Raw genomic sequence first — 22,251 nt, 5'->3', positions numbered from 1 at the left:
CAGCAACATATTCCATATCTTAGTTAATAATCCCTAAAATTAGTAGCGCATTCCCACATCCAGTGTCTTGTCCAAAGGGAGAAGTGGCGATCTAAACGGGGTTCGGCAAGCATTATCACAGTTTTTTTGCTACTATCTCCCGCAATTAAAATGGCGTAAAAAATAGGCAACCTAGGCACGCAGCCCGCCGGTTTACGCCCCAGCGGAGACACTATGGACACGCCAGCAAACACTCAACACAGCCCACAAACAGCGAAAGGCATGCCACTGGACGTCGCCGCAGCCGCTCAGGCCGATCTTCCTGATACTGACAACATCGATCCGCTAAAGCAAAAAAAAGAGCAAGAGCAGCAGGACGATAAAGAACCCGAAGAAACTCCCGACACGCTTGCAGCCAACAGCGCAGCAGAAAGTCCGGCGGCAGATGCCAACGTCGAGCAACTAGACGACAACGGGTTCGCACGCCCACGCCCGGTGACCGACTACCTAAAAGATGACGACAGCTTGCCGGGATGGGTATGGACGCTCGGCGGCGTTGCCCTGATTACAGGGCTTGATGCCCTTGACAACGACGACAGTGAGGGTAATAGCAACAACACACCCAACAACACCGCGCCGCAGTTTAGTACCGACACCCTGACACTGGACTCGGTGGCCGAGGATGGCAGCAGCACTTTTACTGTCGACGTAGAGGATGCCGAGGGAGACTCACTCAGCTTTAGCCGGAGCGACCCCGCCAACGGCACCATCACCCAAGGTGACGAAGACGCGCAATTCATCTACACGCCTGAAGACAATTTCTTCGGCGACGACTCGTTTATCATCGCAGTTCGCGACCCCTCCGGCGCCACTGACACCCTTACAGTCAACGTTACAGTCACACCAGAGAATGACGCCCCCCAAGTTGCCGCCAACCGCGAACTAAGCACCAAAACCGGCATCGCCTTGGCATTTGATGTTGAGGCCACCGATATTGACGACGACACTCTCAACTTTAGCGTCGGTGAGGGTGGCAACGCCCCGCAAAACGGCAGTGTGGATGCGGTGAATGCAAACGGTGATTTTACCTATACCCCCGATGCCGGATTTACCGGCGAAGACAGCTTTCAGATCATCGTCAGCGACGGTGAAAGCGAAAGCACACAAACCGTAACCGTCAATGTGAAAGGCATACTAACCGTGACCGCAAATGATGTGAGCGTTGATGAAGGCGCAGAAAATACCACCGCCATGGTATTTACCCTCACTATCGACAGCGCCCAGCCAGAGGATCTGATACTGAGCGTCGGCCAGAGTGGCGGCAGCGCGACCGCCGAAGAAGATTTTTCGCCCCTAGCCGAAACCGTCACACTGACCGCTGGACAAACCTCCGTAGATTACGTGGTCAATATACTTGGCGACATTCTCAGTGAAAGCGATGAAACGATTGAGTTGACCTTCAACAGCACGCAACTAGCCGCCCCTCTCATCGTCACCGGCACCATTATTGACGACGACGTCGAAACCACATTGGCACTGAGCGCCGCCGATGACAGCGGTGCCGCTAACGACGACGGCCTTACCCAAGTGCAAGCCATGACATTAATTGTCACTAGCGCTACAGGGGCTGACGTAGAGATTTTATCGGGAGAGCAATCCTTAGGCATGGCGACCGAGGACAGTGAAAACTCTGGCACATACAGCTTCCTAACAAGCGACTTAGATGAGGGCAGCTACCAGTTTAGCGCCACCGCCAGTCAAAACGGGAGCATACTGGCAAGCTCACTCCCGCTTTCGGTCACTGTTGACCTTAGCAGTCCCACGCTGACGGAATTTATCGCCAACGCTGACGACGACACTGTCGCCCTCACCTTCTCTGAGGCCATTGATTTCTTAGATGCCACCAGCATCACTTTCTTACAGGACGACAACAGTATCGCGGCCATACTAGACAGCATCGATGGCAATACCGCGACCTTTAGCTTTCAGGCAGACCTTGTTGATGGCAGCCTCATTGACTTGGCAATCGCCGACAACAGCGTTGCCGACCTAGCAGGCAACCTCTTAGCCGGCTTTGACTTTATGGACGACCCCAATGCCATTACGGTTTAAATTACTGGTATAGCCATGCGCATCAATGTGGTCAACATGCCCGAAACCGCCCTAAAGATTGGTCGCTTCACAACCGAGTTTAGGCCAGTTGAAGACCGCCTCTGCCTTATTGGTGAACCGCGCGACAAGGCGCGGAGCACCACCGCAATATGGCTAACCCAGCGCCTACTCAAGCAGCTAATACCAGAGCTAATCAAAGCTGTCGATGCCCCACAATACCGTGGGTCAGAACACGCCAACGCCTTGCACAGTTTTGCCCAGTCTGCAGCGCAGGATGCGGTACACCCACCAGAAACTCCTATTGCGCGGCCCAATAGCAACGCATACGTCTTACCAGAAACTGTTAACATCAGCCACCACGGCAATGCCCTAGAACTCCGTTTTGTCGATCATCAACACAATTTGATCGCTCTGCCGCTCCCCAGCGTCATGATCAGGCAGTGGCTATGTGTGCTGCTGCGTTGCTATCAAATAGCACTTTGGCCAACAACTCCCTTTCCCCCGTGGGTCGACCCCGCTGACGCCAGCACACGCGCAAAGCCGTCGCTGGCTATACACTAAGTGCCGTCAGAAAACAGAACACCTATTTGCACACCAAAGCTGGATTCGGTATTGCATTATTTAGCGAGGCATCCGCAGCGTTTTAACAATGTGGGTTGTACAAGCAGACTATAGTGCTCAGAAAGATTTGGAACTCACTTAGCATCACTACTTCATAACACCTTATTAAGTAACTGGTGACCTCTTACGCAACAGCCCCGTTAGATCTTAGCAATATTGACGTCTTGTCAAATGTTGCGCTCGCCCCGTTTACTCATCCAAGGCCGAATCACATAAAGCTCAGACGTGTCTTCGCACTCTACTCTCAGGCATAAAACAGCACCGAATCGGGGCTTATTCGACGACAAATACCATTTGAGTCCGGAAACAGGGCTCGCGTTGGCAGACGCGCTTACCAAAACGCTTTCATCACCATCACCGGTATACCATTGCCCACCCCCATCCACTGCATCGACACTCCATTGCCTTCGGCGGTAGGGGATTTATATGTTTCGCATGTCCCGGGTTGCACGGTCACTTGCTCGCGCCCCAAATAGGTTACCGTGACATCACACAGGCTTGTAAACCCGCTGCCCCCGACATTTCCTGTCGCTAGCTAGCTTACGCCGTCTGCCGCAGAAATCGTAACCAGTGCATTCAGTATTTGGCCCAACGACAGAGACCTAAATAGTTTATTGATGCACTAACGGGGAAAGGGATAGGAGATTTAGAACTCCCGTCATCGTCACAGGCCAGTAGAGCCGCACTGATGGCTAGGGGATCGCCAGTTTGGTAAATGTCTTTATTCTAAATCCAGCTAATTGCGGCCCAATCGATGCCGCTATGCGATATCAATTTAACAAGCTTGCGCTCGTTTTTAACGAGCAACAGAATCGCATTAGGCGAGGTGATTTAGATCGCTAGAACATCCCTCAAGACAGGGGAGCGGGCCAGAAGGCAATAACAAGAATTATGAGGTAGGCGGCAGTATTGAGGGAAGCGATGGGCAAACCAGTGTTGCCCGCCCCGCGCCGTTGAATTTATTCTGAATCTTTAGGCAGATTTTCATTAAGCACTTTAGCGTAGGAGTTGCGCGCCGTTTGATACATCGCCAAATCTTGCTGCAGGTTGGCAATTTTCTGGTCTGCAACACGCACATTCATCAATTGATTCTTAGCCACATCAGTCAGAGAATCTAAGGCGTATTCTTTACCGTCTATCGTTGCCATTTGTGCTTTATCAGTCATGAGCATTTCCATAAAAGGTTACATTGAATCCGAGATCGCCAGCATATCGCCACAAACCGGCCCTATAATTAAGAATGGGGTCAGAGCCTAATTTATCAAGGCCATTATAAACTAAAAGTGCAGGGATTGAAGTCAAGTGCAGGGATTGGGGTCAGTTCTATGATTTGTGACAAGAGTAGGTTTTGTCGAGTCCAAATTGCTTTGCTATGCTGAGCTTAATAGTGACCAACACGGAGGTTGTCGCTGATGTCTAGACCCTTGCGGCTTGAGTTTGCAGGCGCTTTTTATCACATTACTTCTCGCGGTAATCGCCGCGAAAATATCTACGAAACCGATGACGACCGGGAGATGTTTTTGGCCTTGCTGGGCGACGTTTGCCAGCGATATCACTGGCGTTGCCACGCGTATTGTCTAATGAGTAACCACTACCACCTGTTGATTGAAACCATTGATGCCACCCTTTCACAGGGTATGCGCCAGCTTAACGGCGTATATACCCAACGGCTCAATCGCGCACATGGGCGAGTGGGCCACGTTTTTCAAGGGCACTTTAAAGCCATCTTGGTGGACAAGAACGCTTATTTTCTTCAGGTGTCTCGCTATATTGTCTTAAACCCGGTCCGCGCCAAAATGGTGGCGCAAGTGACTGACTGGCCATGGAGCAGCTATCACGGCACTTGCGGTAATGCGGTCGCCCCGGAATATCTGGAGACTCGGCAGTTACTCAATGCTTTTTCCGCTAAGGCGAGCCTGGCGGTGGCGCGATACAAGCAGTTTGTAGGGGCAGGCATATCTGAAAAACTGTGGGAAGGGCTTCAAGGACAGGTTTTTCTCGGTGACGACGTGTTTGTCGCGGAAATGAAAGTGCGTATACACGAAAGCGCAAAGAGTCCTGAAATTCCCGCCCCGCAGCACCAGCCAGTGCCCATTTCCTTAGAGGACATCGACAAACCTGCATCTTGCCGCAATGAGGCTATCATAATGGCTCACAAAACCGGTGCATTTACTCTCAAGACAATCGGCGACCATTTTGGGTTACATTACTCAACAATAGGCGGGATTATTCGAAACCACAAATCATAGACCTGACCCCTTCCAGTTTCTTCGAAACCACAAATCATAGACCTGACCCCTTCCAGTTCAAATCATAGACCTAACCCCTTCCAGCTTCATTCAATTTGGTGCTTACAAATCTAAGTCGATGAGGCCGTTATCTCTAACACAGCTTAAGAGATCTGGGGATACCGAATCTGCAGGGGCGTCTCTTTGGCTGCGGCGAGACTGGTACAGTTCTGATAATCGGTCAGTCAATTGTGTGGAAAGTAGATGGCTGTAAATAGCACGAAGCGCGTCTGTCGATTGCAATTCATACAAAGCATCGCCATGCAGCGCTCGAAGCTTTGTCTCATCTATGCAATGCAAGCCGGATATCTGACGTTTTTCCTCACCCATCACAGCGCTGAAGGACCAGGGCCGAAACAAATCCATTTTTTGAAGCGACTCGCACACGGCCTTAGTGGTAAGCCAATTGGACTCAATCTTAATAAGAAAGTCGCAAATTTCTTCTGTTTTTGCGCTCAGAGTCGTGCCATCAAAAAACGGGTGAGCCGCGCTACCGTGCGTGTAGTAGGTGTCGACAAATTCCGAGTCATGATAAAAAGACAGCACGGAGTGACCGGCCTCGTTTTTCGCAAAAGCAAAAGGGTGGCTGCGATAGTAGGCTGGAACATAGCTGGCAATCCATTGACCGCTGTCGTTTACCAAAAGATTTTGTTGATTATCCAGCCCCTGCAACATCACCGGCTGGTAAATGCCGTCTTTTTTCAAAAAAAGAATGGGGCAGACAGTCGCCGCTCGCTTGAATTCATTGATGGTAAGCGGGGCGTAGATATCTTTTGCTGCAAAGCGATAATGGCTAACGGGCTGCCAGTAATGTTGTTTATGCAAAGAAGAAATAACGGCATGTAATTGCGGCACGGGCAATACCCAATTTAAAAATGAATAAATCAGCACAGATTATAAGGCGTTGCGACTGAGTCTAACGCCTTATTCTAGCTGCAAGTTTAGCAGCGTTTCGAGCAATGTAATTTGATCCGGCAGCCTGCGGTACGGCTACGCAGATCGTAATTGTCGCAAGCAAACGCCCGCGCGTTTTCTCCCCAGCGCTAGCGCTCAACCGGCTCACCTAACAATCAAATCATAGACCGGAGTTCTTCCCGCACCGCTCTTCCCGCCCGCTTTCAATTTTATGCTTACCAGTCTAAGTCGACGAGATCGTTATCTCTGGCACTGGTGAAGAGATCTGGGGATACCGAAGAAGTTATTTCCTTGGCAGCAGCATCTTCATGCTTTGCCTTTAACAGTACTAGGTGATTGATAAGATGCAAAGAACTTAGGTGGTAATACATTGCACCCATTGCACCACTATCTACTAAAGATTTTGTTTGCCCGACCGGTAAGGACTTGAGTTTGTTTTCGTCGATACAGTAAAGACCATTGATTGCTAACGGTTCGGCATCGGGTTTGGGCTCTATTTTCCAGGGGATGAATAAACCCAAGTCCTCACAGCTGGAACAAAACGCATTACTCGCCATGCGGGTATTTTCTACTGTCTGTAAAAAATCTTTAATTTCACTGAGCTCCGGCGACAACTCTTTTTCCACCAAAAAGTGCTTACCCATCCCTTCCGGCGGCAGGTAATCTAGCACACATTCTGAATCTTGGTGGAAACACAGCAGCGCTTCTCCACGTTGATTTATAGCCATGCAAAAAGGGTGACTTCTGTAGTAAGCCGGCACATAACTCCCCAGCCACTCTCCCTGAGCGGTAACCAATAAATTGTCTTTTTCTTTTAAACCCATCATCAAAACGGGGTTAAATCCCTCTTTAGTTTTGCTGAAAGCAATAGGCGACACCGCACTTGCTTGCTTAAATTCATTTACCAGTAGCGGCACAACGTTGTCGGCGGCGGCAAAGAGATAGTGGCTAAAGGGTAACCAGCTAAATTGGCTATGTAGGGAAGATTTTACGGCTTGCAGCTGTGGCACGATGATTCCTTACTACGCAATGAAATGTCTTCTAGTATTATAACGGCATAGCGAAGAGGCTTGCACACAATAGGACAATCAAGGTTGGCCTCATATTATTTAAGCCACTCCAAACAGAGAAACATCGAAAAATAAAGCCTCCTCATAGGCAGAGGCTTGGAATCTTTAGGTCTTACCGCCTTGTGAGCGGTCAGAATACTAGGCTCTACAATCAGGCAATGATATCCGCTGCGACGAACTCACAACCACAAATCATAGACCTGACCCCTTCTCCGACCGAACTCTTCTCCGCTTTCCCTTCTTTTCCCGGAAAAAGTCTAAAAAAAACCCCCAGCACAAGCTGAGGGTTATGTTTTATCTGACCGCCTTAACAGCGGTCAGACTACTTAGTTTAGCAATTATGCAACAATGTCAGTCCCTATGAAGCTAGTGTTTTCAATACCTAACATCAGAACCGCTAAATCAGCTGATCCATCAAGGTTAGCATCAACGAACAGGATACCGGCTCCTTCTTGACCTTGAACAAGTCCAGTTAGAGGATCACTATCTCCATCCAACTCAGCTGCCGAGGTCAAGTAGTACTGTAGGGTGCCATCAAATGCCAAGTTTGCTGCTGTAAGCGCATCTGCGTAATTAGCTTCTTCAGCAGCTTCTGCATAATTACCCGGACCGACCAATAGACCGAAGGAGATAGAATCTTCTCCGCTAGTAAAGTCAGTGATGATGTCTAAGGTTTGATAATCAGCAATCACACCCGTTGAACTAGAACCACCAAAGGCCGCTGTGCTGTCGAGCTCAAGTGTGAAGCCACCATTATCGGCATCTTCATCACTAAAGAGCACAAGACTATCGGCATCCAGAAAATCAGTAACACCGATCGTGGTTGGAGCTGCATTGCTATTGAAGTCAACTGCTATTTCGTTCACAACATCTGTCTCAATGTCATTAAACGCAATCATTGCACCTGCTATCGTAGTACCGCCTCCAGCCAAAGTTGCCAGAACAGAATACTGGTCAAAATCAGTTGGGTCACCCGTAGAAGTCAACTCAGTGACCTGCGCAACGTCAGTACCTTCGCCCGGAGTCAATACAATCTCATCAATATTGGTGCTACTACCTGCGTCAATACCAGTGATTTCCAAGTTGCGGATACCATCAGCCGTAACTGTAACCACATTACCAACCCTAGTCGCCGAGCCTATGAAGGCGCCACTGCCGTTTAACGCAGCAGCAATTGCATCAGCAATATCTGTATCAACCGTGGGGTCGAAGCCAGAGCCAGCAGTCAGATCAACAAAAACACTGAATGTTGCGCCATTGATGGTGTATGCAACCACCAACACCTCATCACCAGTAACTGTTGTTTCTGCCGTAGTAACAGTAATTGTTTCTTGGTCGACGTTCACCTGAGTTGTGTTTTGCGCCAACACTGTAGTGTTACCCAAGTTAACAGCAAACTGGAATGTATCATCTCCACCATTACCTGTGAGTATATCTACAGTTGTTTGAGCAACAGTTGGATCGTCACCATCAACAATCACGTCGTTTTGATCACTACCAACCAAAGTAGAGGCATCATCAGGGTTACCAACCAGCGTAAAGCCGTTAGCACCACCTGCTAGCGATACATCGATAGTAGCATCACCATGACCAGCTCGAGCAGTGATCGTCGCGATACCGTCATTACTAGTTTCATTTGTTGCTACAAAGGAGTTAACGCCAGACACCAATGCGTCAAGTTCAGCGCCTGCTTGGACAATCAGCACATCAGCTCCAGCACCCAAATTTGAGGTCTTGTCAACCCCAGCATCAACAATGTATGTGTCATCACCGTTGAAACCAAAAATAGCATCATCACCGAGACCCATGGTGAAGGTATCATCTAGAATACTACCGTAAATGTCGTCGCTAAAGTCAGAGCCGACCACGTTAAAGCCTACAAGGAAACCACCATCATTGATCGCGCCAGAGATATTCAAGTTAATATCGACTAGGAAGGATTGTGTAAGAGCTACACCGGCATCCGTCAGATTCGACAGATCTATGCCCACCGTTCGAATAAAGTTTAAATCCAGATCCGGGTTGGTATCAACATCGGTATTAACTTCGCCTTCGACAACGACTGTACCGCTGCCGGTTACAGATACACCGTCAGCAAGAAGATCAGCAATCTGGTCGATTGATAGAGTCAGCGTTAGGCCCGCTGGCACAACAATTGTTCCACCAGTGATATCAAGAGTGATTTGGCTCAAGTCTAAATCACCTTCAATCACAAGATTGACGTTAGTCAGTCGCAGCGTGGTCGGATCCGCCGGATCAGCGGTTGGGGTGAAGACCGTACTGTCAGTGATCGTCAGCGTACTATCTGGAGTAGCAGCACCAGTAAAGTCGAAGTGCCAAACGCCGCCGTCTCCCAATGTTGCTCCATCAACAGATATGATATTGACACCAGTTGAGGCGCGGTAAGTGAAGGCGTCATTCATGAGGTCATCACTACCGTCGATATTGGATATCTTCATGGTAATGTTTTCATTGCTGCCTGACGCGTTGATCACACTCAACTCATCACCGGTCACATCATCATAAATGATGGTACCGACGCCAGCTGAGAGCCCTCCTTCTTCGATAATGAAGGTTTCGCCCAAGGTGCCCGCATTGAGCACTGGGTCGAAGATGCCAGTGAAGCTACCCACGTTCATGGTGAATGTGGTGATTTCAGTGTCGGACCAGTCGATGGTGCCGGCAGTGATTTTGTTAGCACCCTGTAACACCAAAGTGGCGGTTGAACCTGCCACTTCGCTATCGAAGATAATATTGCCAACGGTTAGGTCTGCACCTTCACCAGCGGACGAGTCACCCAGCACAGTCAAATCACCAGTATCGAGCGTCACTGTCAACAGGTCGATTTCAGCTGCGCCACCACCCACACTGATGTTGCCAACAGTGTTGATGTTGTCTGGCTGAACAAATTCACCTAACTCGTTGATACCGTCATTGTCATTAACGAAGTTCTCATTTGCCAGTGCATCGTCTGTTGTCACCGCGCGCTCAGACACAATGGTCACACCGTCGAAAGACACAGAAGCTGGATCTACGTTAGCACCAAAGACATCATCAATTACGATGTTGCCAACCGTTGTTTCACCGCCGAGGCGCAAGGTAACGCTTTGGATGTGCTCTTCAGGATCGATGCCTGAGTCATCAAAGATCAAGTCACCGACAGTTTCAAAATGCTCAATCTCAACTGTACGGAAGATGCTAGTCGACAGAAGCAATACGTTCACTGCATTCAGATTGTCTGCAGGCACACGCAGTATGGCGCTTGGCAAAGTAGTGAAGGTATCTTCTACGTCACCGCCATTGTTGTCGATAAAGTCAGCCATTAGGAACAAACGGCCCAACAACCCATCGTAATCATCTGTGTTGACTGGCGTGCCTAGTAGATCATCGGTGAACAGCCATACCACATTGGTAGAGCTAGACGCGGCAGAGCCAGTGTCAGTAACAATAATGGCACGCTCGGCCTGATCGACATTCTGGAAGCGAATGGTCTGACCAGCTAGAGAATCGTTAGCACCGCTTTCGTCGTACAGCGTTACGCTGAAGAAGCCTAGGTCGGTAGCCTTGTCAAGAGTAACGTCTGCATCGCCAATGACTGGATCCAGAGTGATGGTACCGGCAACATCTGCACTGATACCGCTCAGATCAAAGGCGTCACTTGGATCATCTGGGTTTGTGTCATTGGTGAGGTTAACAATGTTCACAACACCGTTGAATCCAGCCACACCTGTGTCATCACCCGCGATAATGGTCAGGCCATTAGCTTGGTCAGCAGTCAGTGTTAACGTAGCGCCATCGGCTAGCACAATGGTTGAACCCGTTGGCAGTGAAGCTGCAAAGCCTGACAGATCCATTGTTGCATCAATGTAGATGGTGGTATTCGCACCAGCGAGCACGTTGAAGATCGAATCTGCAGCGGCACCATTTATTCCCGCATCAAGACGCAGTTCTGAACCCGCAGCGGCATTGGTGAAGTCCAGCGTAATACCGGGCTCACCACCACCAACAATAGGATCGGCATCACTGTAGGTCATGGTGGTCACACCAGTACCTGAGGTAAAGGTGAAGTCGGCATCGTCGACGTCGGTGACGTCATCCATTGTCAGATCACCTGACAAGCCGGAGGCGTCAACAGTCGAGATAGTGTCGTCGGTAACACCCTCACCTACTGTGCCCAGCACCACATTACCGGTACCACTAATAGTCACAGTTTCAGCGGAGCCAACAATAGCTGATGAAGCGCCAGTAACTGTCAGTGTGCTTGCACCGTTGACGTTGATAACCAAGTCAGTCAATTCAGCGTCAGAAACATCTAACTTCTGAACAAAGACATCGGCATCACCGTTTACAGTCACGGTAGCCGTATCATCGTCTGCATCAGTCGAGCTGAACAGGATATCGCCACCAATGGTGAACTCAGAATCTGCATTAATGATAACGTTCAGCAGATTGTTGTCTAGATTTGGACCTACACCATCGGTATCGAATGGGTTGATATCACCCTCGATGCCATTGCTATCACCTGCTCCTTGAGAGATCAGGGTCAGCGTCTTGAGTTTGATCGGCGTCAAATCAGGATCTTCCTGAGTGCGATCAAGAATAAGGTCGCCCTCAATCACAGAACCCAACAGATTACCGTCCTGATCTTCTTCCGCAGTACGACCATCGTTGGCATCGCCTTCGAAGGTGATCGTCAAGTTACGGATTTCGCGGCTGTCGTCTTGACCGTTAAAGATCAGGTTGCCTGGTACAGCAACACCATCTTCAATCACAACCATACGGTTAATTGCAGAAACGTAGCCCACTTCTTCAGCTGTTTCGAAGAGGCTTAGCGTTACGCTGCTAGCAAGGTTATCGAACACGACTTCAACATCCAGCCCAGCCACAGTTTCAGCAATGGCGCGCAATGTGCCAATAGTGTAACCAGCGGCTTCGATTTCACCGTTTACACCGAAGTCGATATCAAACAGCAAAGACACGATAGAAGTGGCGCCACCACTCACTACCAAATCATCAGCCTGGACGTGTGATGCCAAACCTAGGTGGAAGTCAGAAATAGTAACCCGAGTCGCGTTTTCAATATCGTCAGTTATATTCAAGTTGACATCTTCAGCCACTTCAACCCTAACATCGGCACTTGCGGTTACGTCTGAAAGGTCGAAGCTACCAGCATCTATATCAGCCTGAGTCAGACCAGTGATAGTCACATTGACCGCATTGGTTATTGTGCCCGCGCCATCCAGTTGCTGGAACTGCGCAGCTGTCATTGTCAGACTGCCGCCGTTCGCATCAATACTATCGACACCGGTCAGGTTGGTAGCCGCATCCACTGTGACATCACTGCCGTCGGAGACTAGCGCAACATTTTCGATAGCAACATCAATACTGGTGAAGTCGAAAAGCGTGCCATCGTAACCATTGATAGTCAGTGTTTCAGTACCTGATCCACCCAGGATGTTAGCAGCACCGATAGCCACAAGCTGGCTGAACGATACTGTTAAGTCTGAACCAGCCCCAAGAGTAATGGTGTTGACACCCGACAGATCATCGTTAGACAGATCGAAGACACCCGCCATTGTCAGATTGATGTTAGAACCAGTGAAGGCCAGTGCATCAGTTGCGTCAATATCGCCATCGTCTAGAGTAATAAAGACGTTGCCAGCACCTGTGTTATTTACAACTACTGAAACTACATCGACATCGGAGGAGTCAATACCACCCAGGGTAACGTCTGCTGTACCTGTAATGGTGATAGTTCCAGTCGCGTCTTCGATGTCATTTGACTCAAAGCTATCGCCGTCAGCACCAACATTGGAGTTAAGAACAACATCGCCTTCCAGAATAAAGTCTTGCGCCGCGTTGATGGTCAGACTTAACAGATTGTTATCTTGACCGCCAATGAAGCTATCTGGCGTGATGTGACCCGTGATTACGTTAGCAGCAACCCCAGAAAGCAGGTTTTCTACATCAACCGCACCTGTTGAATTAATAGTCAATTCGCGCAGGTAAGTACGAACCAATTCGAATTCGTCCGCATCGAAAGAACCATCACCGTCGGTATCGCCCCACTTATCACCAGTCGAAACACGCAGGTTACCGGCAATTTCAGTACCACCTTGCATATTCAGAGTCAGGCTATTCAGCTCAACACCTGGCGATGATGGGTTGAAAGCCAAGGAGTCTGTAACGGTAACAGTTTCTTGAATTGTCGCCACTTGATCTATCGCTACAACATTGCCTTCACCGAAGTAACTGACTTTTTCGATACTGCCAGCCAATCCAGCAAAAATGTCATCGATGTTACGGTTGCCACCGTCCGTGATCGTGTTGGTGTAAAACAAGAAGTCAACAGAGAAACCCGACGCATCGATAGACTCGAACGGAGCGGTTGAGGTGTCGGTAAATTTCAAGATGCTATCTACACCACCGATAACAGCAACGCCGTCAGCATCCTGAATGTCGCCCAACGTCAGTTCGAAAGCACCGATATTGAAAGTATCAACAGATGGAGCAGGTGAAACACCATCGATAAGATCAGCATCAGACAGGTCGACAGACTCAGCCAGATTCAGAGTAACGGTGCTATCGACACCAAGATCCGCATCATCAAGATTTAAATCTTCACCATTTACACCAACAGAAGCTTGGGTGACGTCAGTAATAACAACACTGCCAAGGCCAGTCAGAGTACCGCTACCGTTCAGCTGCTGGAACTGCTCCATGGTCAGGCTAAGAGTAGTGCCTTCTGGAATCTCCAGCGCTGCAATACCGGTTAGATCTGTACCTGGGTTTAGCGTTACCACTGGGTCATCGGCCAAAGTCAGGCTGATAGCTAGGGTGCCGTCAACATCGTAGCTGGCCAGAGCAAACAGTTGGTCAGATAGACCCACCAACATCAGGTCGGCTGCGTCACCTTCAGCAACAGCAAAGTTCGCTGCGTCAATAGCTTCCGCCTGGTCAAAAGTCAGCGCCAGGTCAGAGGCATCGCTCAAGGTAATAGAAGTAACGTTGGTCAATGCAGTTTCAGTTAGATCAACTGAATCAATAATAGTCAGTGCAATTGGACCTACACCGCCAATGCTATCTATAGCATCAACGCCAGCGTTCTCAACAGTCAAGTTAGTGCCGCCCGCTGCACCGACGAAATCAAGACCAGCATCGGTGGTAAGAGCATCAATAGAGGTGGTCAACACACCAGCAACGCCAGAAGCATTAACAGATTCCACCGCTGCTGACAGCTCTGGGAAGTCAAGATCGGCATCTGCATTGATTGTTAAAGACAAGGTTGCATCAGAACCGTTGTCGCTAGAGAAGGTCAGAATCTCTGTGTTGCCACCGGTAACATTGACGGTAACGCTATCAGCATTTTCGAGATCAATACCGGCGACCATTTGAGTTTCGCCAGCTGGCAAGGCACTCAAACCAACCACGTTCACTACTGCGTCTGCGCCTGGTCGTGCGAATTCGCCGTTCAGAGTACCGACCACGTAGCCTTCCTGCTTGTCGTATTCTACTTCCATCAAGAAGTCTACGCCGCGCTCAGTGTTGCCGAAGGTCACGGTGTCACCAAACATGCCTTGGATACCCAAGACTTCCAGATCTTGCGTGGTTGAGCAAGTCCAGAAAGTATTGTCGCCGACAGTATCAACAACTACAAAGGTGCTTACGCCCTGAGAAACGAGGCCTGCGCCTTTAGTCGCCACGTCATCGAGCATTTTCACATCAACGCGAGCGCCGCCGTTACCGTAAATAGCCGTTACGTTGTTAAAGTTATCAAAGGTTAGACCTTGGACTACACCGCCAACACTTGAGAAGTCGATAAGGAACTCAGCATCACTAAGGTCGGCTATGCCGTTTCCATTAGAGTCACCCAGCAAGATTGAATCACCCGCATTAGGCTTCGGTTGACCAAACTCGTCTACCGCACCGGCAACAGCCTCAAATGTTATACCTGCGTTACCCGTGATCCGAAGGAAAGTGTTTTCGGTAGCGAATGGGTTCAGCACAGGGCCATCAGTATCGGTATCAACTAAAGCCCGAGTTAAGTAAACAACGTCCGCAGGACGAGCATAACCGTTGGGTCCCTCAGTAACGAATACATTCAGCGTATTTTGAGCCACGGGATGGATAGAACCACCCTTCATAGCATCGTTTTCGTCGAAGTTAAAAGCACCATCATTGATACGAACAGTACCCTCGGCAAAATCGCCATTCGCATCTACAAATGCGGTAACACCTTGATTAGTCACGCGCTCATGCAATTGCTGGGCAGTCATGACCAGAGTCACGCCGTCCATAACTTCAAAGGAGAAGTCAAAGGAGCGCGGTAAAGCGTCTACATTCAAGGCATCTAGGGAGGTGTTTTGATCTACAACCAGGTTAATAACCGAATTAGCACCGAAAGACGAACCAATGGAGCTGAAAGCTGTTGAGCCGCCCATGGCCAAGAACTGAGTAACGCTCAAAGTTAGAACATCGCTGTCGCCCATTTGCACCGCGGTGACACCGGAGATGTCTGCGCGCATTAGGTCGCTGCTGTTGTTGATAACCAGGGTGATGTTTTCACCGGTGATGCTCGAGCCATCAACCGCAGTTACGCCTCCGGTACGCCCATCGATACCCAGAGTTAGGGTGTTGTTACCCAAGCCTAGGTCGATAACGATCAGGGTTTCTTCGCCGTTTTCGGTACCAGTTGCGCCGCTCAGTTCGCTGCCATTCTCACCGAAGTTGATGTTGCCACCCTCAACGGTCAGGGCATCATCGCCTGCGCCGGTTACGACATCAACGCTTTCATATTCGCCAACAGTTATCTGGTTATCGCCGTCAGCGATACGGATTACTGCGCTTTTATAACCTACCCCAGCGAACACAGGGATAGCAGCTGCAAAAATTACGTCGTTGCCGGTTCCTGAATTAATTTCCAGATTATTGGCGAGGACTTCAATTTCATTACCGCCATTGCCGGCTGTGATTGCCAACAATCGACCCGCAGCTGTAACTTCGTTATGACCATCACCCAGCACGATAGCGGATAAGTCTATCTCCGTTACTGGAAGGGCGGCTACGTCATCATTTGTGCCACCCTGAGCCTCAATGCGGTTGTCGCCATTGCCGGCAGTAATTACAAACGCGTCTGAAGACGATACTGAGATGTCGTTTTGGCCGTCGCCAGCGGTTACGGTTACTGTGCCTTCCAGCTCGTTGCCGCTCGTACTATCGTTGCTAGCTGAGAGAGCGCGAACTTCGTTAGCGCCGTCGCCAGTAGTAATAGTGATATCACCAGCTGTTTCAACATTGAATTCATTGCTGCCATTACCGCCGGTAATGGATACATTGCGACCCCCAGATGAACTGATGGCAGTTAGATGATCATCCGCTTCAGCAGTACCAGTGAAGACTAGCTCATCGGTAAAGCCGTTCATACTTAGGTCAACACCGCCCGTGTTTGTAGCGGCGTTGATGACTGCAGGAGTACCTTCTGCGAAGGCATCGGCAATTGATTCACTGATATACAGCTTCGCACTGCCAGAGATATTCAAGGTAGTCAGGTTAGCGCTGTTGACGCCATCACCAGACAAATCAGTGCCTTCAAGCACGTTGCCGGCACCAGCAGACTCGATGTTCAGCGTTGGCGAATTATGCGCCAAAATCAGATCACCATCGTCAAAGTTAACGTTGTGCAATATCAGATTTACACCTTCATCAGGCGTATCTCGGAAATGGAATGCGTAATCATTGCTGCTGAACGCGCCATCTAAGTTCAGCGTTGCAGTACCACTAATACCTGCAACCGTCAGGTCACCCGCAAGAGCAGTGAGACTGCTATCACTAAGACCTTGGAAGTTGCTTTCACTGATAGTTAAAGACTCAAGGCCGCCTGCACGAGACAGATCGACAATCGAGTTTGTGTAGCCGTTACTTACGTCAGCGAGATCAGGATAAGTGGTGTCATCTGCATTTGGGCCATTGGTGTAAACATTAGGCAGATTTTCAATAGAGATATTCTGGATGTTCAACAGCTCTTTAGGCTGCGCATAGTAGCCTTTGGCGTCGATTTCCAAGGTGTTGTTGCCAGCGCCGCCATCAATGTATGCGCCATGCAGCAGGTCAAGACGACCTACCTCAATCAGGTCGTCGCCCGCTGAGGTCAGACCACTTTCCTCGGTACCACCATTATTTTGGGTGGTAGTAAGAATGATTGGCATTCTTACGCCGCCGCCACTCTCGTACTGGACGAGATTTTGATAGAAAGTAACACCGTCAACGGTAACCGGTACTTGCGGATAAAAAGTAACTTCTTGCTCGTACAGGCGAAGATTATTTTCAGAGTCGAACAGCAAGTTGCTTAACAGTGTGAAATACTGATCACTGATTTGAACTTCTGCGGTATTTTCGGTTCCGTCAGACAACACAACAGTGATGGTTTGAGTGCCGTTGGCATTGTTTCTCAGGGTGATATCTGAAAGATCAGGGAAGAGATCTGTGCTGCCGGCATCTTCACCATTGGCAACATTGATTAGTCCAAGCTGTACAAAGTCTACACCCGTCAAATCAGTGATGTAAGACATGAGCCCTTTCTGCACAACGGCAGCCGAAGACTGGCCTGAGAGAACAGGGTTGAAATTCGCATCGAGGTCATACAGCGGAATACCGCCGTCAAGTGGACCTTCGTTGGTCAGATTATTGTCATTGCCCTGCGCATTTGCATCTTCATCAGGGAATGCGTCAGACGCATTGTTACCGTCTTGATTGTCGACACCAGACTCACCGTGAAGATGGGGATTAAAGCCAATATAAGTGATATTTTTAGTAATTGGCTCAACATCGATCGTTTCAGAAGCAGTGAATGCCTCTCTTAAAGTGAACTTTTCTGGAGTGGCTGGCGCTGGGTCTACAACCGGGCCACTATCGCCATCCGTTGCTGAACCGCCACCACTACCGCCACCGTCGCTAACCGCTGCGGCTATACCTGCGGCGCCCACTGCGCCAGCTGCCATCAGCAATTTACCATTTGTGCTTAGACCGCCGTCCGCGCTTGCGCCGCCGCCGCCAACAGAAGGCGAGCCCGCGCTTTCTGCCATAATCATAGCAGCTAGACCGCTATCGGCTGCAGCAACGTCAACGCCATCTTTAGCATCAACTTGTTTGCTGTCGTCCAGCTCTTTCTCTTTTTTGTCCAAACTTAGCTGAATTTCTTCTGCGCTGTCTGTTTGGGCTGCAACTAGGTCGGCCAAGTCAGTAGATAATGAATCAACAGCATTCCCGTCCACACCACTTACGATGACATCATTCTTGTCAAGCTCTTTCATTTTTTTCTCCTGGCTACCGTTATTATTTGTTGGACGAGCGGTTTCGTTTTTCATATTCTAAAAAGCTCCATGCTCTATTTTTTTTATAAGATTACTGGCTACTGCGTCTTTCAATTATTATTTTTTTCCCCACAAAAACAACGACTGTACACTCTCGTTATTCCAAGAATTTTTCTCAAACTTACGTCAGGCCTTAATGAGCGTCAAGACCTTTTTTGAACTTTTGCTAATAATCACCACCTTTTTTTCAACAAACCCTTACCACCAAACGTTAATAACTTTCATTAAGTTCAGGCGTGAGCAATTCAGCCGCAGCATCCGACTGGATAAAACCATTCAATTTATTAGGGATTAAATACTTACGGCGCCCCAGCAGAGCCCTTGCAAAAAGTAGCCCAACATCAGAACCGCCTGCACCATTTTTTAGCATTATTATGCTACAGCACTATTAAAGCGCGCACTAAAAAGGACCAACACTCACCAATAGCGCATTTGTTACTCTTTCTTATTTTACTCTGTTCTTAACTACCCTCTAACTAAATAGAGGGGCTAGACGATCACCAATTATCGCTCTGTAAGGGCTGCAGCACTGCCGCGAAGCAATGGCTTCATAATATACTGAGCAACCGTTTTGTTACCTGTAATAATCTCTACCGTGCAGGTCATACCGGGGATAATCTCAATCTGCTCTTCTCTGGCGTGCTCCGGCACCTCACTAATCTCTATTAGCGCACGATAATACGGATCTTCGTTCTGCTTTAGGTCTTCTTCTATGGTGTCTGGGCTTACATAGATGACTTTGCCCCGCAATCCACCGTAGACAGTGAAGTCGTAGGCATCTAATTTCACATTAGCCATCAGGTCGCGACGCACAAAGGCGACATCTTTTGAGTACACCCGCGCCTCCACCAAAAAAGGCTCGTCCGCTGGGACGATCTGCATTATTTCGTCACCGCTTTTTAACACTGCCCCCATGGTGGTGATTTGCACGTTTTTTACCGTGCCATTCATTGGCGATGTAATGTAGGTAGCTTCGAGTGCTTCGTCGCGCTGCTTTAACACTTGCACAACCTGCTCAAGCTCGCCCTGGGTACTGGCTAGCTGCTCTTGGGCGTCGCGCCGGTATTCATTTTTGTTGTTGGCCAACTCCGCCTGCAAATCAACTACCTGTCTTCTAGCAGATAATAGCTCACTTTGAGCCGCATCACCGGTTTTAGACAACTCTTCTAGTGAATTTAACTCTTCGCTCGCCAAAGCCAGTGACTTTCTTAAGCTTTGCTCTTGCTCACGCTGCTGCTGAAGACGACGTTGATGAAGGCTAGTCTGGCGACCAACCAAGGGATTGTCCTCTAGCACCTCTGAGCTAAAAGTGATTTTAAGATTGCCGGCCAACTCTGCGCGCAAACGCTCGGAGTTAGCGCGCAGGTTAAGGGCTTTGGAGCGCGTCTCTTGTGCACTGGCGGCAAAGCGGGCGCGATCAAGCTCTGCTAATAGCTGCCCTGCTTGCACATGGTCACCTTCTTTAACGTGCAATGCCTGCAACACGCCACCATCCACAACCTGAATGATTTGAGATCGACTGGATACGATAACCTTACCCACAGCGCGCACTTGCTCATCTAAGCGCGCCCAATTGGCCCACGCACCAACCGCGACAACGACAACCGACAGCATGATGGTCATTTTGGCAAACCGGCCCACATCTAGCGGCCTAGCACGGGCAAACAGATCTTCCTTACGCACTTTACACCTCTCCCACGTTGACTACATTGCTCTTAGGCTTAGCCCGCCGGGCCTGCTCTGTTATCTTCTGAAACTCTTCTATGCTGACATCGCGCTTGATTTGACCTTCGTCTAACAGTATTACGCGACTAACGTAGCGCAGCCATGACTGGCTATGGGTAGTGAAAATCACAGTCACATCGCTGGGCAGCGACTGTACGGCGTCGGCGATTTTTCGCTCAACACGGCTATCGAGGCTGGCGGTGGGCTCGTCAAGCAGCCAAATCTTGGGTTGTTGCAGCAGCATACGGGTCAAGCCCACAAGCTGGCGCTGTCCGCCAGACATACCCATACCACCTTCAGAAATCTGTAGTTGCAAACCCATGGGGTGAGCATTTACTGCGTCAGCTAAACCGGTTTTTTCTAGCGCGGCAAAAATCTCTTCTTCCGACGGGGTGCTCATACCTAAGGCAAGGTTATCTAGCAGCGAGCCGGAGAACAGCCGAGGCTCCTGAGGCAAATAGCCTACCACCTCACGCAGCCAGCTTGGGCGGCACTCTTCGTAGTCCATATGCGCAATTCGCACATCGCCCTTGGAGGGTGTAGCGACCGCAGCTAGCAATTTAAGCAGGGTAGATTTACCGCTGCCATTACGACCTAATACCGCGATGCGAGAGCCCGCGGGAATCTCTAAGCCCGGCACTACCAGTTCAGGAAGCTGTGAACCGGGGTAGGCGTATACGACGTCATGCATAGACAAGCCCAACGGCTCGGACTTAACATTGGACTGGCGCGTAGGACTATCATCACTCTCAGACGACAGTAATTGATTTAGAATAGTGAGGGAGTATTTAGCATGGTGCCAGCGCAGTAAAACGCCAGATATATTGGAGATAGTTCCCAATGCACGCCCACCAAGAATAGAGCAGGCAATCAGACCACCCATGGTGAGTTCGCCGGTCTCGATGACGTAGACGCCGATAATAACGATGCACACGTAAGAAACTTGCTGAAAAAAGGAGGTGACGATTTGCACGGTGCCGGTAACACCACTCAATGCCTCTGCACGATCACTGGTTTCCCGCGTGGCAACCAGCCAAGCATCTGCAAATTTACCTTCGCCGCCTTGGCTCTTAATCACTTCGCCACCGGCCACGGCCTCGTATAACATGCCCTGACGACGCACGATGGCGTCGTTGTTTTCCTGCTGAAGGCGCGCCGTTGGCTTGTATGAAATAATGCCAACGAGCAAACACACCAATATGAACACAGCCAACACAATGGCGACCGGCCCAGCGATCAAGTAGATCACCCCGACGAACAGGAATATAAACGGCAAATCTACAATGGCGAATAAGGTGGTAGACGAAAAAAACGCTTTGATGGATTCGTAGTCGCGCACCTGCGCCACCAGCGAACCTAGGCGAGAGGGGCGACGATCCAGCTTAAGACTGAGCAATTTTTCAAATATGTAAAGCGAAATTGCCTCATCTAACTGCTTATTTGAGGCATCCATCAATTTTAGACGAGCAAACTTGAACATTAGGTCAATAAGATAAGCGAGGCCCACACCGCTAGCCAAAAACCACAGAGTGGCGTAGGCAAAGTTTGGTACCACTCGGTCATACACCTGCATCACAAAAAGCGATGACAATACTGCAATGAGGTTAATAAAGGTTGAGGCTATACCGACACGCCAAAATATGCCCTTGTGGGCCTTGAGGCCTTCTACGATAGCCTTGGTTGCCGGCCCTCTTTCTTTTTTGGGTAGGTACGATTCGCCCGCACCCAAAAGCGGCGCAACGGGCACCAAGGCAAGGTCAAACTCAAAGTCGCTAGGCACTACTGAGCCGTCCACCCACTCTACCTGAGCAGGCTCATCGCCCGATGCGACTTTTCTAAGTAAGCCGACACACGTGTCGCCAATAATCCACGCAGGCAATTGCGAGTTGGATAGCAGGCGTACCGGGCTAAATGCTGCGGTATACCCTTTGTATAAAAAGGCCCAACAGGCGGCAAGACGACTGCCGTCTTCTTTGACCGTGACGCCACCCCACGCCTGCTCAGCCTCATGCAGCGAGGCATGCAGGCCTCGCGACTCTGCCATAGCGATCAAAGCCCGAATACCCAAGCTTTCGTTCAGTGCATTAGCGTCTTGATCTGACATAAGCCGCAGCTACCTCTTTTATTATCTATTTGTATTTATTGAACGCTGGCAACCAATGAAGACCCGAA

11 protein-coding genes are annotated in these 22,251 nt (G+C 49.5%); 3 read left to right on the top strand and 8 right to left on the bottom strand.

Annotation, left to right across the window (positions count from 1 at the left end; all coding sequences use genetic code 11):
- Positions 1–213 precede the first annotated feature (213 nt).
- Both ACI955_RS09245 and ACI955_RS09240 read left to right on the top strand, forming a co-directional pair.
- Positions 214–2,091 carry a tandem-95 repeat protein gene (locus ACI955_RS09245; protein ID WP_415243457.1) on the top strand — a complete coding sequence of 626 codons (1,878 nt, stop codon included), beginning with the start codon at positions 214–216 and terminating at the stop codon, positions 2,089–2,091.
- A gap of 15 nt (positions 2,092–2,106) precedes the next feature.
- Positions 2,107–2,652, top strand: coding sequence for a hypothetical protein (locus ACI955_RS09240; RefSeq protein ID WP_415243456.1), 546 nt, complete (start codon positions 2,107–2,109; stop codon positions 2,650–2,652).
- A 391-nt stretch (positions 2,653–3,043) separates the two neighbouring features.
- On the opposite strand, the gene ACI955_RS09235 is transcribed toward ACI955_RS09240, so the two are convergent.
- Together ACI955_RS09235 and ACI955_RS09230 are read right to left on the bottom strand one after the other, a co-directional pair.
- Positions 3,044–3,169, bottom strand: a complete 126-nt coding sequence (locus tag ACI955_RS09235; protein WP_415243455.1) for a hypothetical protein — start codon at positions 3,167–3,169, stop codon at positions 3,044–3,046.
- A gap of 502 nt (positions 3,170–3,671) precedes the next feature.
- A complete protein-coding gene (locus ACI955_RS09230) occupies positions 3,672–3,878 on the bottom strand; it encodes a DUF6447 family protein (RefSeq protein ID WP_415243454.1) in 207 nt (68 codons plus the stop codon).
- A 246-nt stretch (positions 3,879–4,124) separates the two neighbouring features.
- Between ACI955_RS09230 and ACI955_RS09225 the strand changes: the two genes are divergently transcribed.
- On the top strand, positions 4,125–4,961 hold the full coding sequence (locus tag ACI955_RS09225) for an REP-associated tyrosine transposase (protein WP_415243453.1): 837 nt from the start codon (positions 4,125–4,127) through the stop codon (positions 4,959–4,961).
- 102 nt (positions 4,962–5,063) lie between these two features.
- Here the strand turns inward: ACI955_RS09225 and ACI955_RS09220 are convergent, their stop codons facing one another.
- From ACI955_RS09220 to ACI955_RS09195, 6 genes are all read right to left on the bottom strand, one after another.
- Entirely contained in the window at positions 5,064–5,855 is a 792-nt protein-coding gene (locus ACI955_RS09220; protein WP_415243452.1) for a SapC family protein, read from the bottom strand.
- Between the two features lie 275 nt (positions 5,856–6,130).
- The gene (locus tag ACI955_RS09215) at positions 6,131–6,925 is read right to left on the bottom strand and encodes a SapC family protein (protein WP_415243451.1); all 795 of its coding nucleotides are present in this window, start codon (positions 6,923–6,925) and stop codon (positions 6,131–6,133) included.
- 398 nt (positions 6,926–7,323) lie between these two features.
- Positions 7,324–18,294, bottom strand: coding sequence for a beta strand repeat-containing protein (locus ACI955_RS09210; RefSeq protein ID WP_415243450.1), 10,971 nt, complete (start codon positions 18,292–18,294; stop codon positions 7,324–7,326).
- A 271-nt stretch (positions 18,295–18,565) separates the two neighbouring features.
- Positions 18,566–18,724 carry a hypothetical protein gene (locus tag ACI955_RS09205; RefSeq protein WP_415243449.1) on the bottom strand — a complete coding sequence of 53 codons (159 nt, stop codon included), beginning with the start codon at positions 18,722–18,724 and terminating at the stop codon, positions 18,566–18,568.
- A gap of 134 nt (positions 18,725–18,858) precedes the next feature.
- Positions 18,859–20,037 (bottom strand): HlyD family efflux transporter periplasmic adaptor subunit, encoded by a 1,179-nt coding sequence (locus tag ACI955_RS09200; RefSeq protein ID WP_415243448.1) that lies wholly within the window; start codon positions 20,035–20,037, stop codon positions 18,859–18,861.
- Between the two features lies 1 nt (position 20,038).
- Positions 20,039–22,183, bottom strand: coding sequence for an ATP-binding cassette domain-containing protein (locus tag ACI955_RS09195; protein ID WP_415243447.1), 2,145 nt, complete (start codon positions 22,181–22,183; stop codon positions 20,039–20,041).
- Positions 22,184–22,251 lie beyond the last annotated feature (68 nt).

The organism is Zhongshania sp. (assembly GCF_047636175.1).
Classification (GTDB): domain Bacteria; phylum Pseudomonadota; class Gammaproteobacteria; order Pseudomonadales; family Spongiibacteraceae; genus Spongiibacter.
Note: the sequence above shows the minus strand (reverse complement) of the source record. Positions and strands in the feature narration are given on the sequence as shown.